This is a genomic window from Achromobacter sp. GbtcB20 (assembly GCF_019091095.1).
In the GTDB taxonomy this organism is placed as follows: domain Bacteria; phylum Pseudomonadota; class Gammaproteobacteria; order Burkholderiales; family Burkholderiaceae_B; genus Achromobacter; species Achromobacter mucicolens.
The window spans coordinates 30,783-44,289 of the sequence record NZ_JAGXJZ010000021.1 but is presented as its reverse complement, the minus strand read 5'-3'; the positions used below and the strand labels follow the sequence as shown (position 1 = coordinate 44,289).

Annotated in this window: 13 protein-coding genes; 2 read left to right on the top strand and 11 right to left on the bottom strand. The window is 66.9% G+C overall.

What is annotated here, in order from left to right:
* Positions 1–12: 12 nt before the first annotated feature.
* The gene (locus tag KVT32_RS22555) at positions 13–993 is read right to left on the bottom strand and encodes a tripartite tricarboxylate transporter substrate binding protein (protein WP_062839321.1); all 981 of its coding nucleotides are present in this window, start codon (positions 991–993) and stop codon (positions 13–15) included.
* Between the two features lie 159 nt (positions 994–1,152).
* On the opposite strand from KVT32_RS22555, the gene KVT32_RS22550 reads away from it, so the two are divergent.
* A complete protein-coding gene (locus tag KVT32_RS22550; protein WP_180099905.1) occupies positions 1,153–2,049 on the top strand; it encodes a LysR family transcriptional regulator in 897 nt (298 codons plus the stop codon).
* A gap of 16 nt (positions 2,050–2,065) precedes the next feature.
* Here the strand turns inward: KVT32_RS22550 and KVT32_RS22545 are convergent, their stop codons facing one another.
* From KVT32_RS22545 to KVT32_RS22505, 9 genes are all read right to left on the bottom strand, one after another.
* Positions 2,066–2,899, bottom strand: a complete 834-nt coding sequence (locus KVT32_RS22545; RefSeq protein ID WP_175236644.1) for a GyrI-like domain-containing protein — start codon at positions 2,897–2,899, stop codon at positions 2,066–2,068.
* 481 nt (positions 2,900–3,380) lie between these two features.
* Positions 3,381–4,316 carry a glyoxylate/hydroxypyruvate reductase A gene (locus KVT32_RS22540; protein ID WP_217618871.1) on the bottom strand — a complete coding sequence of 312 codons (936 nt, stop codon included), beginning with the start codon at positions 4,314–4,316 and terminating at the stop codon, positions 3,381–3,383.
* Between the two features lie 70 nt (positions 4,317–4,386).
* Entirely contained in the window at positions 4,387–5,457 is a 1,071-nt protein-coding gene (locus tag KVT32_RS22535) for an ABC transporter substrate-binding protein (protein ID WP_193725344.1), read from the bottom strand.
* The gene (locus KVT32_RS22530) at positions 5,454–6,626 is read right to left on the bottom strand and encodes an FAD-binding oxidoreductase (RefSeq protein WP_217618870.1); all 1,173 of its coding nucleotides are present in this window, start codon (positions 6,624–6,626) and stop codon (positions 5,454–5,456) included. Before KVT32_RS22530 ends, KVT32_RS22535 begins: the two co-directional genes overlap by 4 nt.
* On the bottom strand, positions 6,623–8,008 hold the full coding sequence (locus KVT32_RS22525) for an NAD(P)/FAD-dependent oxidoreductase (RefSeq protein ID WP_217618869.1): 1,386 nt from the start codon (positions 8,006–8,008) through the stop codon (positions 6,623–6,625). The genes KVT32_RS22530 and KVT32_RS22525 overlap by 4 nt, the downstream gene beginning before the upstream one ends.
* Positions 8,005–8,346 carry a (2Fe-2S)-binding protein gene (locus KVT32_RS22520; protein ID WP_142052102.1) on the bottom strand — a complete coding sequence of 114 codons (342 nt, stop codon included), beginning with the start codon at positions 8,344–8,346 and terminating at the stop codon, positions 8,005–8,007. The genes KVT32_RS22525 and KVT32_RS22520 overlap by 4 nt, the downstream gene beginning before the upstream one ends.
* 37 nt (positions 8,347–8,383) lie before the next feature.
* The gene (locus tag KVT32_RS22515; protein ID WP_056327659.1) at positions 8,384–9,178 is read right to left on the bottom strand and encodes an ABC transporter permease; all 795 of its coding nucleotides are present in this window, start codon (positions 9,176–9,178) and stop codon (positions 8,384–8,386) included.
* A gap of 19 nt (positions 9,179–9,197) precedes the next feature.
* Positions 9,198–10,088 carry an ABC transporter permease gene (locus tag KVT32_RS22510; protein ID WP_056327658.1) on the bottom strand — a complete coding sequence of 297 codons (891 nt, stop codon included), beginning with the start codon at positions 10,086–10,088 and terminating at the stop codon, positions 9,198–9,200.
* Position 10,089: 1 nt separating this feature from the next.
* Entirely contained in the window at positions 10,090–11,163 is a 1,074-nt protein-coding gene (locus KVT32_RS22505; RefSeq protein WP_175157307.1) for an ABC transporter ATP-binding protein, read from the bottom strand.
* A gap of 210 nt (positions 11,164–11,373) precedes the next feature.
* Here KVT32_RS22505 and KVT32_RS22500 point away from each other — a divergent pair, with 210 nt between their 5' ends.
* The gene (locus KVT32_RS22500; protein WP_128829685.1) at positions 11,374–12,216 is read left to right on the top strand and encodes an IclR family transcriptional regulator; all 843 of its coding nucleotides are present in this window, start codon (positions 11,374–11,376) and stop codon (positions 12,214–12,216) included.
* A 73-nt stretch (positions 12,217–12,289) separates the two neighbouring features.
* Here KVT32_RS22500 and KVT32_RS22495 read toward each other — a convergent pair whose 3' ends face one another.
* Positions 12,290–13,453 (bottom strand): alpha-hydroxy acid oxidase, encoded by a 1,164-nt coding sequence (locus tag KVT32_RS22495; protein ID WP_217618868.1) that lies wholly within the window; start codon positions 13,451–13,453, stop codon positions 12,290–12,292.
* Between the last annotated feature and the right edge of the window lie 54 nt (positions 13,454–13,507).

Here is a 13,507-nt window from a genome sequence, read left to right as displayed (position 1 = left end):
CAAAAAAGAGGGTCAGTCCAGACGAATGCCGGCTTTCTTCACCACCTGGCACCACTTGCTGATTTCGTCCTTGATCATCGAGCCGAACGCCGGGCCCGCAACGTCCGACACCTGAGCGCCCTGCTGCTCGAGATAGGTCTTCATGGCGGGCGCGTGCAGGGTCTGCACCAGGCCGTCGGTCAGCTTGGTGCGCAAGGGTTCGGGCATGTTGGCGGGCGCCAGCATGCCGAACCACACCATGGCCTCGTAACCGGGGTAGCCGGACTCGGCGACGGTGGGCACGTCGGGCAACATGGCCGAGCGCTGCGGCGAGGTCACCGCCAGCGCCTTGATCTTGCCGTCCTTGATGTAGGGGTACGACGTCATCACGACGTCCATCATCATGTTGATCTGTCCGCCCACCAGGTCGATGAGCGCGGGGCCGGAGCCGCGGTAAGGCACATGCACCATCGACACCCCGGCGGTGGACTTGAAGAGTTCGGCGGCCAGGTGATTGGACGTGCCCTGGCCGTTGGAGGCGAAGGAATACTTCTCGGGCTCTTTCTTCAGCAGGGCCACAAACTCCTGCAGGTTGTTGGCGGGGACGGACTGGTTCACCGACATGACGTTGGGGATCGTGGCCACGACCGTCAGCGGCGTGAAGTCCTTGACCGCGTCGTACGGCAACTTGGAATAGACGCAGGGCGCGCTGCCGTGCGTGCTGACCGATCCCATGAGGATGGTGTAGCCGTCGGCGGGTTGGCGCGCGACGTACTCGGTGCCGACGGTGCCACCCGCGCCTGGCCGGTTTTCGACGATGACGTTGGCGCCCAGGCGCTGGCTCAGTCCTTCAGCGATCTTGCGCGCCACCAGGTCGGTGGAGCCGCCGGCCGCGAACGGCACGACGATGCGGATGACCTTGTCAGGCCAGGCGGCGCTGGCGGTTCCGGCGGCGGCAAAGAGCGCGACGCCGGCGGCAATGCGACAGCAACTGCGAAGTAGCCCTGTTTTCATGGCTTGGTTTCCCCTTGTTGATAGAACTTCCTTATGGCCGGATCATGCGTGTCCGACCTTGGTTCGCTGCAACAACGAAGTCATGCTAGGCCTGGCGCCGCGATGACAGCAGTCCTACAGGTTTATATTTGTATAGATGCCATTTATGGACGCGCGGCGATGAAGAATCCGGACCTGAATCTGCTTCTGCACTTCGATGCGCTGATGGCATGCCGCAATGTGTCGCGCGCGGCCGAGGCGATGAACATCAGCCAGCCGGCCATGAGCGCGGCAATGAACCGGCTGCGCCAGTTGTTCGGCGATCCGCTGCTGGTGCGCGAGGGCGGCGCGTGGCAGCCGACGCTGCGGGCGCTGGAACTGCACCAGCATTTCAAGCCGCTATTGGAGGGCTGGCACCGCGCGACGCGCACCCGCGAGGCGTTCGACCCGGCGCATTCGTCGCGCACGCTGTCGCTGTATGCGACCGATTATGTGCAGTACACGCTGCTGCCCAAGCTGATTCCGCGGCTTGCGGTGGACGCACCGCACTTCCAGTTGCAGATCGTGCCGGCGCGGCCGCAGCACGGGCTGAGCATGCTGGACACCAATCATGTGGAGTTGATCGCGGGCTATTTTCCGGACCCGGCGCCGGATCTGCGCACGCGCTTTCTGTACCAGGAGCCGGCGGTGTGCATCGTGCGCGAAGGGCATCCGTGTTTGCGCAAGCGCTGGAACCTGGACGCCTACCTGAGCTACGGGCATCTGGATCTGGCCGCGCACACGCGCTACTTCAGCACGGCGATCGATCGCATCCTGATGGGCCAGAACCGCAGCCGCAAGATCGTGGCGACGCTGTCCAGCTATCTGGTGTGTCCGTTCATCGTAGAGGGATCTGACCTGATCGCGACGATGCCGGTGAGCATTGCGAAGGCGATGTCGGGCAGCGCGCGCATCGTGACGCAGAAAGTGCCGCTGACGTTGCCGCCCATTGCGGTGTCGTTGTACTGGCACGAGCGCTATCAGGACGATCCGGCGCACGCCTGGCTGCGGCAATATCTGGCAGGCGTGCTCGGGTAGCAGGAGGCGCAGTCTGCTATTGCAGCGGCAGGCAGATGCGGGTCTGCAATTGCGCGGGCGGGGTGGTGCGCGGGTCGTTCAGGTATTGCTCGAACATGGGGAAGTCCGCGGGGGCCATGCCGCTGGACGGCAGCCATTCGGCAAAGAGCCAGTCGTAGGGCTTGCGCATTTCGTTGTAGGGGCCGGTGTACGTGAGGATGGCGCAGCGGCCGGCGGGGATTTCGAAGCGTTCGAGTTCCTGGCCGATGTCGGCATCGGGCGCGACGGGCATGCCGGCAAGCGATCGCAACTGGCTTTCGGGGACCTGCTCGGGGTCATCGAAATAGATGCCGTAGCCGATGGTGTCCGGGGTGGCGATGCCGCGGCCGATGGCGAGCATGAAGGCCCTTGAGAAGACGGGGCCGATGTCCTGGTAGCTGCCGCGGTGGGGCAGGACGGCCAGGGTGGTTCCGGGGAAGTTCTCGATGACGACGGGGTACATGGTCAACTCCTTGGGGGTGGAAGACTGGGAGCGGGCGGCGCGATACCGGCCCGGCGGGGTGCCGAAGAGGGCGCCGAAGGCGCGGTTGAAGGCGGCGTCGGATTCGTAGCCGGCGCGTTGGGCGATATCTCTCAATGGGGTTTCGGAGCCGGCCAGGGCGGCAGCCGCGCGGTGCATACGGATGCGCTGGACGGTGGCGTTGACCGTTTCTCCCATCATGGCGCGGTAGACTCGGTGGAAGTGGTAGGGGGATAGGCAGGCCAGGTCGGCCAGGTGGTGCAGGTCGGGCGGGGCGTCTGGGTTGGCGGCTAGCCAGCGTAGGACGGGGTCCAGGCGTTGGGCGTGGAGGGATCGCGTTGCGGGTTTCAATGGGTTGCTCCTTGGTAGGGGCAATTTAGCGTTTGGGGGTTTGCAGATTTTGCGGTTTTTTTCTCTGGGTTGCGCCGGTTCGGTTCTTTAGACGCACGGCGCGGCGGCGGCCTTGGGACGCGGGGCTACGATTGCGGTCCGGAGCCTTCGCTCCGGACTGCCCCTTCGTCATCTTCGTCCGCCTTCGGCTCCCTTCAGATTCCCTCGGGCGCATCTACACGCCCCGCGCCCCAAGGCCGCCGCCACACCGTGCTCTGTTAGTTCGAGTTTCCGCATCGCTGGGGCGGGCGGGGTGCTTGGCGTTTTTATGCTCGGGCGGTGCTTGGGAGGGAAGATCTTGCGGTGCCCGCTCCACGGCGGCCGCGCGGGCGGCCTGGTGGCGCTTACGCGGTGTCTTGCGTCATACGTTGGCGCTGCGCGCTCCGCTGGGTGCCGTGACGTTTTGCCGAGTAGCCGACTTGCGTGACACGGTGACTGGGCGTCAGTAGCCGCGCTGAGGGTCGTAGATGTTGGGAAGCGCCTCGCCGCGCTCGTTGGCTGCGATCAGCAGCGCGGTGTGGCGCGCGCGCTCCTTTCGGTCGGGGATCGCCGCGCAGTGGGGCGTGATGGTGATTCTTGGGTGCGTCCACAGTGGGGAGTCTTCAGGCAAGGGTTCCTGCTCGAAGACGTCCAGGATGGCCTGGTCCAGATGGCCGCTGTTCAGCGCATCCAAGATGTCCTCGGTGACCATGTGGGTGCCGCGGCCGGCGTTGATGAGGCTGGCGCCTTTTGGGAGCTGGGACAGCGTCGTGCGGTTGAGGATGCCGCGCGTCGTTTCGGTGGCGGGCAGGAGGCAGACGAGGAGGTCGGTGTTGGCGAGAAAGTCGGCGAACTGGTCCTGGCCTGCGTAGGACGGCATGTCGGGGAGCCTGCTGGCGCCGCGCGACCAGCCGCTGACGGGAAAGCCTGCGCCGGACAGGAGTTGGGCTGAGGCGATGCCAAGGTGGCCCAGGCCCATGATGCCGACGCGCACGTCGGCGGCGACGCGCAGGGAGTCGAAGAATTCCCAGTGGCGGCGGGCCTGGTTGTCGGTGATGCGTTTGACGTTGCGCGTGATCATGAGGGCGCTGGTGAGCACGTACTCGGCCATTTCGGTCTGGGTGCGCGCGGTGACCATGCGGGCGATGGGCAGGTGGCGCGGCAGGCCGGGGTCGGCGAGGATGTGGTCGACGCCGGCGCCGGCGCTGATGATGAGTTTCAGGTTGGGGAAGGTGGCCAGGCGGCCGGCGTCGGGGGCCCAGACGAGGGCGTAGTCGATGGTGGCGGGGTCGGGGTCTTCGTGCCAGCCGGCAACGTCCAGTTCCGGCGCGAACGCGCGGAAATGCGCGCGCCATTCTTCTGTCGCCTGGGGGCCGCCGGAATTGATGATGAGGCGCATGCGTGTCCTTGCTGCTGGAAGGCCGGCGCGGCGCGCCTGCGGGTTGTCCACAGGACGCCGCGCGTTGGCCTCAACGTTCGACCGTGCGGTTCCAGCGGGCGTTGAAGGCGGGCCGGGCCGCGTTGATCTGGTCCCAGTCCAGGATCTTAGCGTTGGCCATGTAGCCTTGGAAGCGCTTGAGCGTCTCGGCGTTGTCGGCGGACGCCTGGACGTTCTTGTTGGACGGGAAGTGGCCGCCCATTTCCAGCGCCTTGGCCTGGGCCTTGGCGGACAAGAGGTACAGCGCGAGCTTTTGCGCGAGTTCGGGTTCGCTGTTCTTGGCGATGACGCATTCGCCGACCATGAGGATGACGGAGCCTTCCTTGGGCTGGGCGTATTCCACCGGGATGTCGCGCTTTTTCAGGCGGGCGATGGCGGTGGGGGTGAGCGGGAAGATGGCGGCCTCGTCGGACTGGATCATCTCGGCCAGCTTGGCGGAGTTGGGGATGTACTCGAGCACATTGGGGCCGATGGTGGAGGGCCACTTCCTGAAACCGGGCTCGTAGTTCTGGTCGTTGCCGCCTTCGATACGGTTGAACATCAGGAAGCCGTGCAGGCCGAAGGTGCTGCCGGAAGCAGACTGGAAGACGACCTTGCCCTTGTACTTGGGATCGGCCAGGTCCAGCCACGAGGTCGGCGGCGTCCAGCCATTCTTCTGGAAGAGGCGGGTGTTGTAGCCCAGGCCGGTCATGCCGATGTCGATGCCGGCGGCCATGCGGTCTTTCATCAGGGCGGTGGGATACAGCTCTTTCAGGACGGGGTCGTCGTTGAGCTGTTCGCACAGGCCCATCGAGATCGCGCGGGCCATGATGCCGTCATCCAGGAACATGACGTGCATCTGCGGATTGTCCTTGTAGGCCTGCGCCTTGGCCAGCACGTCTGTCGAGGTGCCGGGCACGACGACGATCTTGACGTTGTTGGCCTTCTCGAAGTCGGGGAACACGTGCTGCGTGAAGGCGCGTTCCATGTCGCCGCCGTTCATGCCGACGTACAACGTCTTTTGCTGCGCCATTGCGCCGGCGGACAGCAATGCCAGCACCGCCGCGCCCAGCAGGCGCTTCCCCTTGGTCAGGCGCTGCGCGCCCTGTTTCTTGTGCATCATGGTGACTCCAGCGTTTGCTCACGAAGACTCTCAGGCCGGGCCGCGGCGCCGTGAGCGGCGGGCGCGTACCGTTCAATGCGGAAGGCATCGATAGGAATGGAGGATCGGCCGTGCACGACCAGTTCGGACAGGACTTCGCCGACGGCCGGGCCGATCTGAAAGCCCGCGCCGGACAGGCCGAAGGCATGAAAGAGACCGGGCACGATGGCGCTGGGTCCGAGCACGGGATTGTGGTCGGGCATGTTGCCTTCCACCCCCGTCCAGAAGCGGATGACCTGCGCGCCGCGCAGCACGGGCAGCAGCGTTGCCGCATTGGCCATCAGCGCGCCGAGGTTGTCGCGCCCCGGGCGGGCGTAGTCGGCGTCCGCCGAGACGCCGCGCCCGCCGCCGATGACGCAGTTGCCGCGCGCGACCTGGCGCGCGTAGATGCCGCCGCCTTGCATGCCCAGGCTGACGTCCATGAACAGCGGCAGGGGTTCGGTCACCATCATCAAGGGGTGGATGGACGTTTCGGGCACGGGTTCGCCAAAGCCTTCGGCGAAGCGGCCGGCCCAGGCGCCCGCGCAATTGAGCAGCACGCGCGCGCGCACTTCAAGCGTATCGCCGGCGCGCACGGTGAAACGCGTGCCGTCGTGCGTGGCTGATGTGACGCGCACGCCTACGCGCACGTCGGCGCCCAGCGCGGCCGCGGCACGCCCGAACGCCGGGGACACGAGTCGCGGGTTGGCGTGGCCGTCCTGCGGGCAGAACGAGCCGCCCACCACGCCCTGGCCCAGCCAGCCGAAGCGCCGCGCCAGCGCGCGGCGGTCCAGGATTTGAAGATCCATGCCAAAGCCGCGCGTGCTGTCGCGATAGGCCTGCAGCAACGCCAGGTCGGCGTCGGAGCAGGCCAGCTTCAAATGTCCGGAGCGCACATACTCACCGTCGATGCCGATCAGCTCGGGGAGCTTGCCCCACAGTTCGTGCGCGCGCCGCGCGAGCGGCAGCTGTTCAACGCCGCGGCCCTGCCGCCGCACGCCGCCGTAGTTGACGCCGCTGGCCTTGGCGCCGCACAGCGCCGCTTCCAGCAGCACCACGGGCACGCCCTGGCGGCGCAGGAACAGCGCGGCGCTGCCGCCAACGATGCCGCCGCCGATGATCGCGACTTCGGTGTCGATGCGTTCCATCATGCGGCCCTTTTCGCGGGCCGTTCCAGGCACACCACGTTGACCGGGATGGGTTTGACCGGCGGCTGGTTGCGCAGCCGGCCCACGGCGCGCGGCGCGCAGCCCACGGCGTGGGCCAGGACTTCCGCGCCGGCAACGCCGCACATGCGGCCCTGGCAACGGCCCATGCCCACGCGCGTCAGCGCTTTCAGGCGATTCATCTCCCGCACGCCGTTCTCGTGCACGGCCTGGCGGATGGCGCCGGCGGTGACTTCCTCGCAGCGGCAGACGACGGTGTCGTCGGCGATGCCGGCGGCCCAGTCCTCTGGAAACGGGAAGGCGCGTTCAAGCGCGTCGCGCACGCGGCCGTTGGCCGTCAGTTGCGATTCCAGCACGCGCGCGCGGCGCGCGTCGTGCGGATGCCCGGTGTCTTCAAGCAGCGCCAGCGCCGCGCGTTCGCCCGCCAGTTCGGCGGCGTCGGCGCCGCCGATGCCTGCGCCATCGCCGGCGACGTAGACGCCCGCCACGCTGCTGCGGCCAGCGGCATCGCGCCGCGGGATCCAGTTGCGGTCACGTTCGTTGAATTCAAAGTCGCAGCCGATCAGGCTGGCAAGCTGGGTTTCGGGCCGCAGCGACAGGCCAAAGCCCACCGCATCGCAGTCCAGCGTGTGGGTGCGTGCGCCCTGCCGGTACGACAGACCCGTGACGCGGTCCGTGCCCGCGACGGCCACGGGCCGCACGCCGCTGCGCAGCGGCACGCCGTGTGCGCGCAGCCACGCCATGTAGTAAAGGCCCTTGGCCAGCAGCGCGGGCGCGCGCAGCATGCCGGGCAGCGCGGCAGCGCGGTCGGCAAAGCGGGACGTGTCCAGGACGGCTGCGACTTGCGCGCCCGCCTTGGCGTACTGATAGGCCACCAGATACAGCAGGGGGCCGGTGCCCATGAACGCGACGCGCGAACCGATGCCGCATCCCTGGTGCTTGAGCGCCACCTGCGATCCGCCCAGCGTGTAGACGCCGGGCGTCAGCCAGCCGGGAAACGGCAGCACGCGGTCGGTGGCGCCGGTGGCAAGGATGAGGTGGGTGTAGGGCACGGTGGTGCTGACGCCGTCGCGCAGCACGTCCAGCGTCCTGCCCTCGGCGTTCCAGACGAGACAGCCGGGGCGGTACTCCACGCTGCCCTGCAACGCCTGCATGGTCCGGTGCACGGCGTCGGCCTTGCGATGTTCAAAGCCGTACAGCGCGGATTTGGGCCGCGAGAAGCCGGGCGGCGGCTGCCGGTAGATCTGGCCGCCTGGCCGCAGGCCTTCGTCCAGAATCACGGGCCGCAGGCCTTGCGTGGCCAGCGTCTGGGCCGCGCGGATGCCGGCCGGACCCGCACCGACGATCACGGGCATCACGGCGGTCATGGCGTGTCGTCCTCGGGCCAGGCGGCGGCCGACAGCGTGCCGGGCGCGGCGGCCGGCGCCAGCGCGGCGCTCTGCAGCCGCATGCCGGGCTCGATATACGTGGAACAGGCGCGCACGCGCTCGCCGTTTTCAAGCTGCACCCAGCAGTCCTGGCAGGCGCCCATCATGCAGAAGCCAGCGCGCGGCCCGCCCCCGAATTCCGAGACGCGCAGGCGCTCGCCCTGCGTCAGGACGGCGGTCAGGACCGTGTCGCCGGCAAGCGCCGTGCAGGGCTGTCCGTCGAACGTGAAGGTCAACGCGGGCCGGCCGGTTTCGGCCAGGCGTTTCAGGATTGCCATGGCGCGCGCGGCTCCTTTGCGGCTGTCGGCAGCGATTTCATTTCTGGCCCACCAGGACGCGGTCCAGTCCGTACACCCGGTCCAGCAGCAGCATGGTCACGGCCGTCAGCGCGATCACCAGCGCGGACACGGCGGCCATCATGGGATCGATGGATTCGGTGGCGTACATGTACATGCGCACGGGCAGCGTGATGGTCGACGGCGCCGTGATGAACACCGACATGGTCAGTTCGTCGAAGCTGTTGATGAATGCCAGCAGCCAGCCGCCGGATACCCCGGGAATGATGAGCGGCAGGGTCACCGTAAAGAACACCGTGGCGCGGCTGGCGCCCAGCGACAGCGCGGCGTGCTCGATGGACCGGTCAAAGCCGACCAGCGCGCCGATCACCAGGCGCATCACGTAAGGCGTGATGACGACCACGTGGCTGGCGACCAGCCACGGAAAACTGCCGGCCATGCCCATCAGCGCAAAGAAACGCAACAGCGCCACGCCCAGCACCAGGTGCGGGATCATGAGCGGCGACAGGAACAGGCCGTTGAGCACGTCGCGCCCCGGAAAGCGGTAGCGCGTGATGGCGATGGCCGCGGGCACGGCCAGGCACACGGCAATGCTGGCCGACAGGAACGCCAGCCACAGGCTGTTCTTGAACGCCTGCATGAAGTTGGGATGCTCGAATACCGCGTAAAACCAGCGCAGCGAGAAACTTGTGGTGGGCACGGTAAGCGTCGAGTCCGGCGTGAACGCCACCAGGCACACGATGACCAGCGGCGCCAGCACGAAGGCCACCACCAGGAAGTTGAACGCCAGCGCGAAAGGACCGTTCTTCTGCATGTTCGATTCCTTGCGCGGCTCAGCCGAGGCTGCGGCGGTAAGAGCGTTCGACGACGCGGTTGTACGCCATCATGACGATCACGTTCACGATCAGCAGCACGATCGCGATGGCCGCGCCCAGCGGCCAGTTCAGCTCGGTCAGGAACTCGTCGTACACGACGGTGGCCACCATCTTCAGGCGACGTCCGCCCAGCAGCGCGGGAATCGCAAACGAGCTGGCCGACAGGCCGAAGACGATGAGGCTGCCCGACAGGATGCCTGGCATTGCCTGCGGCAGCACAATGCGCGTGAGCGTCTGAAAGCGCGAGGCGTTCAGCGACAGCGCCGCATGCTCGACGGTGGGGTCCAGCTTCTGCAGCGACGTCCAGACGGGGATCACCATGAAGGGCAGCATGACGTGCACCAGGCCGATGATGACGGCGGTGGGCGTGTACAGCAGCGTTCCCAGCCCTAACGCGGCGGCCGCCTTGCCCAGCGGTCCGCCCGGGCCCAGCAGCATGCTCCAGCCGAACGCGCGCACCACCAGCGAGATCAGCAGCGGCGACAGCACCACCAGAAGGAAGATCGAGCGCCAGGGCTTGCCCATGCGCGAGAGGATGTAGGCTTCGGGCGCGCCGATCAGCACGCAGATCAGCGTGGTGACGCCGGCGATCCAGAAGGTGCGCCAGAAGATCTCGATGAAATAGCTGTCCGTGACCACGGCCAGGTAGTGCTCGAACGTGTGGCCCGGCTGGATGCCTGCGGCGTAATCGAACGGCCGGAAGGACAAGGCGAACGTCAGCGCCAGCGGCGTGAGCACCAGCGTGAGGAACACGAGCGCCAGCGGGATCGATCCCAGGATGGCGAGCAGGCCGTCGTTGCGCGGCTTGGGCAGGCTGGCGGCAGCGCCGCGTTGCGTGAGCGTCGCCATGTCAGTCCGCCGCCACCGCCGCGGCGGGCGCGCGCAGCACGCGCAGCACGCCGTCCGCCCAGTCCAGCCCGATGGCTTCGCCGTCGTCGTGCGGACGGCGGCCGTCGTTGGGCGTCAGGATGGTCAACGCCCCCACGGGCGAATCCAGGTCGTACATCCACTGGCTGCCCAGGAAGTAGCGCGTGTTGACCACACAGGCAAGCTTGCCTTGCCCGGACGGCACCGGCACCAGCTTTTCGGGCCGCAGCGACAACTGCACGCTATCGCCGTGGCGCAGGCCTTCGCCGTCGACCAGGAGACTCAACGCGCCGGTCTGGACTTCTGCCTGCACGCCGCAGCGCGTCACGCGCCCGGCGAGCAGATTGGTCTTGCCCACGAAGCGCGAGATGAACTCGGTTTGCGGGTGCTCGTACATGCGATACGGCGCGTCCACCTGCGTGGCGCGGCCGTCCTGCATGACCACGACGCGATCGCTGATGGACAGGGCTTCGGCCTGATCGTGCGTGACCATGACGGTCGTGGTGCCGATCTTGCGCTGGATGCTGCGCAGTTCGAACTGCATGTCTTCGCGCAGCTTGGCATCCAGGTTGGACAGCGGCTCGTCCAGCAGCAGCACGGGCGGGCGGATCACCAGCGCGCGCGCCAGCGCCACGCGTTGCCGCTGGCCGCCCGACAGTTCGCGCGGGAAACGGTCCGCATGCTTGTCCAGCTTGACCAGCGCCAGCGCCTCGCGCACGCGGTCCTGGCGCTCGGCGCGTTCGACCTTGCGCATCTTCAGGCCGAAGGCGACGTTGTCGGTCACGGTCAGGTGCGGGAACAGCGCATAGCTCTGAAAAACGATGCCCAGCCCGCGCGTGTTGGGCTTGGCGTGCGTGATGTCGCGCCCGTCCAGCGTGATGGTGCCGCAGGTCACGTCGGCAAAGCCGGCAATCATCTGCAGCGTGGTGGTCTTGCCGCAACCGGAGGGGCCAAGCAGGGAGACGAACTCGCCCTTGTCGACCGACAGGTTCAGGTCCGAGACGACACGCAGGTCGCCATAGTTCTTGGAGACGTTGTCCAGCCGCAGAAATGCCATGTTCCACACCCCGTGACCCATCCGGGCCTTGCGCCGCCGGAGGGGTTTGCCCCCACCCCAGCTGCTTGATCGATGGGGGCAGTCTAGGAGGCGAGAAAATGCGGGGCAATTAGGGTTTTCCGAAGAATCGAATTTTTTATCTAATAATTCCGTTAGACTGAATTTCTTGATAAAAATACATTCGACTATTTTGATTATCGGAACTGAAGAATGAAGAAATCAGAAGCTTCGGAGGATTCCGCAGGCCAGGGCGTGCTGCAGCGGGCGTTCGCGGTGCTGCGCGTGCTGGCCGACGCCAAGGGCGAAAAGCTGCGCCTGACGGATATCGCCGCCCGCACGGGACAGGCGCAGGCCACGGTGCATCGGGTGCTGCAAGGACTCATGCAGGAGGGCGTGGTGGAGCAGCCGGCGCAAAGCAAGGGGTATCAGCTCAGCGTCGCCTTCTTTTCGCTGGCCGCGGCCGCCGGCACCCACCAGTCCAGCCTGCGCACCCTGTACCGTCCCGCCATGCTGCGGCTGTCCGGCATGCTCAACGACACCATTTTTCTGCTGGTGCGCAGCGGCTTTGACGCCGTCTGCGTCGACCGCGTGGATGGCGCATTTCCGGTGCGCTCGCACACGGGCGACATCGGCGGGCGCGTGCCGCTCGGCATGGGACAGGGCGGCCTGGTGCTGCTGGCCAGCCTGCCCGAGGCCGAGCGCGAAGAGGTCATGCGCTTTAACATTCCGCGCCTGCATCATCTGGGCTTCGTGGACGAGATCTCGATGCGCGTGCGCATCAAGGAATGCCTGGAACTACGCTACGCGCGCAGCCAGGGGCAGGGCGTGTTTCCCAATATCGCCGGGCTGGCCGTGCCGGTCTATGACCCCAACGGCGTCACGGTCGCCGCGCTGAGCGTGGCCGCGCCCATCGAACGCATCAGCGATGAACGCCTGCCGCTGATCGTGGAAATGTTGCGGCGCGAGGCCGACGCGGTAGGTGCGCAGATCAATCCCTTCGATCCGGCGCTGCGCCGGCCCAGCCAGTTTCTGGGCACCGGCAACGGGGCCTAGCCAGCGCCGGCATCGGCGCGAAAAAAAACCCGGACATGCTGGCGGTCCGGGTTCTTGTCATGCGCGTCTGCAATCAGGTCGGGTACGTGCCCGGCAGCAGGATGCTGCGGTCGCCCGGCTCGATCGTGCGGCGGCCGCACAGCGCCATCGTCGTGTCCATCTCCTTGTACAGGATCTCCAGCACGCGGGTCACGCCGGCCTGGCCGTACGCGCCCAGCCCGTACAGGAACGCGCGGCCGATCATCGTGCCGCGCGCGCCCAGCGCCACCGCCTTCAGGATGTCCTGGCCGGAGCGGATGCCGCCGTCCATCCACACCTCGATCTTCGAACCCACGGCATCGGCAATGGCAGGCAAGGCCGCGATGGACGACATGGCGCCGTCCAGCTGGCGCCCGCCATGGTTGCTGACGATGAGCGCGTCGGCGCCGCTGTTGGCGGCGAGCTGCGCGTCTTCGACGTCAAGAATGCCCTTGATGATGAGCTTGCCGCCCCAACGCTGCTTGATCCATTCCACGTCGTCCCAGCTCAGGCGCGGTTCGAATTGCTCGGCCGTCCAGGACGACAGCGACGACAGGTCGCTCACGCCCTTGGCGTGGCCGACGATGTTGCCGAAGGTGCGGCGCTTGGTGCCCAGCATGCCCATGCACCAGCGCGGCTTGGTCGCCAGGTTGATGAGGTTGCGCAGCGTGGGCTTGGGCGGCGTCGACAGGCCGTTCTTGATGTCCTTGTGGCGTTGGCCCAGGATCTGCAGGTCCAGCGTCAGCACCAGCGCCGAGCAGCCGGCGGCCTTGGCGCGGTCGATCAGGTTGCCCACGAACTCGCGGTCGCGCATCACGTAGAGCTGGAACCAGAACGGCTTGCCGGTGGCCTGCGCCACGTCTTCCAGCGAGCAGATGCTCATCGTGGACAGCGTGAAGGGCACGCCGAAATCGGCGGCGGCCTTGGCAGCCAGGATCTCGCCGTCGGCGTGCTGCATGCCGGTCAGGCCGGTGGGGGAAATCGCCAGCGGCATCACCACATCCTGGCCCACCATCGTGGTGCGCAGCGACCGGCCTTCCATGTTCACCGCCACGCGCTGGCGCAGCTTGATCTTGTGAAAGTCGCTTTCATTCGCGCGGTAGGTGCCTTCTGTCCAGGCGCCGGAATCGGCGTAGTCATAGAACATGCGCGGCACGCGCTTCTGCGCGACGACGCGCAAATCTTCGATGCAGGTGATCGTAGAAAGGTTAGCGGTCATGGAGTGTCTGTGGAGTGATAGGGGGGCGCCAGCGCCGCTCAGTATACGCGCCGG

Coding starts and splice junctions, on each gene's coding strand:
- KVT32_RS22500 (WP_128829685.1), top strand. CDS start 11,374: ATGAAGAAATCAGAAGCTTCGGAGGATTCCGCAGGCCAGGGCGTGCTG.
- KVT32_RS22530 (WP_217618870.1), bottom strand. CDS start 6,626: ATGATGGAACGCATCGACACCGAAGTCGCGATCATCGGCGGCGGCATC.
- KVT32_RS22540 (WP_217618871.1), bottom strand. CDS start 4,316: ATGCGCCTCATCATCAATTCCGGCGGCCCCCAGGCGACAGAAGAATGG.
- KVT32_RS22510 (WP_056327658.1), bottom strand. CDS start 10,088: ATGGCGACGCTCACGCAACGCGGCGCTGCCGCCAGCCTGCCCAAGCCG.
- KVT32_RS22555 (WP_062839321.1), bottom strand. CDS start 993: ATGAAAACAGGGCTACTTCGCAGTTGCTGTCGCATTGCCGCCGGCGTC.
- KVT32_RS22515 (WP_056327659.1), bottom strand. CDS start 9,178: ATGCAGAAGAACGGTCCTTTCGCGCTGGCGTTCAACTTCCTGGTGGTG.
- KVT32_RS22525 (WP_217618869.1), bottom strand. CDS start 8,008: ATGACCGCCGTGATGCCCGTGATCGTCGGTGCGGGTCCGGCCGGCATC.
- KVT32_RS22535 (WP_193725344.1), bottom strand. CDS start 5,457: ATGATGCACAAGAAACAGGGCGCGCAGCGCCTGACCAAGGGGAAGCGC.
- KVT32_RS22495 (WP_217618868.1), bottom strand. CDS start 13,453: ATGACCGCTAACCTTTCTACGATCACCTGCATCGAAGATTTGCGCGTC.
- KVT32_RS22520 (WP_142052102.1), bottom strand. CDS start 8,346: ATGGCAATCCTGAAACGCCTGGCCGAAACCGGCCGGCCCGCGTTGACC.
- KVT32_RS22505 (WP_175157307.1), bottom strand. CDS start 11,163: ATGGCATTTCTGCGGCTGGACAACGTCTCCAAGAACTATGGCGACCTG.
- KVT32_RS22550 (WP_180099905.1), top strand. CDS start 1,153: ATGAAGAATCCGGACCTGAATCTGCTTCTGCACTTCGATGCGCTGATG.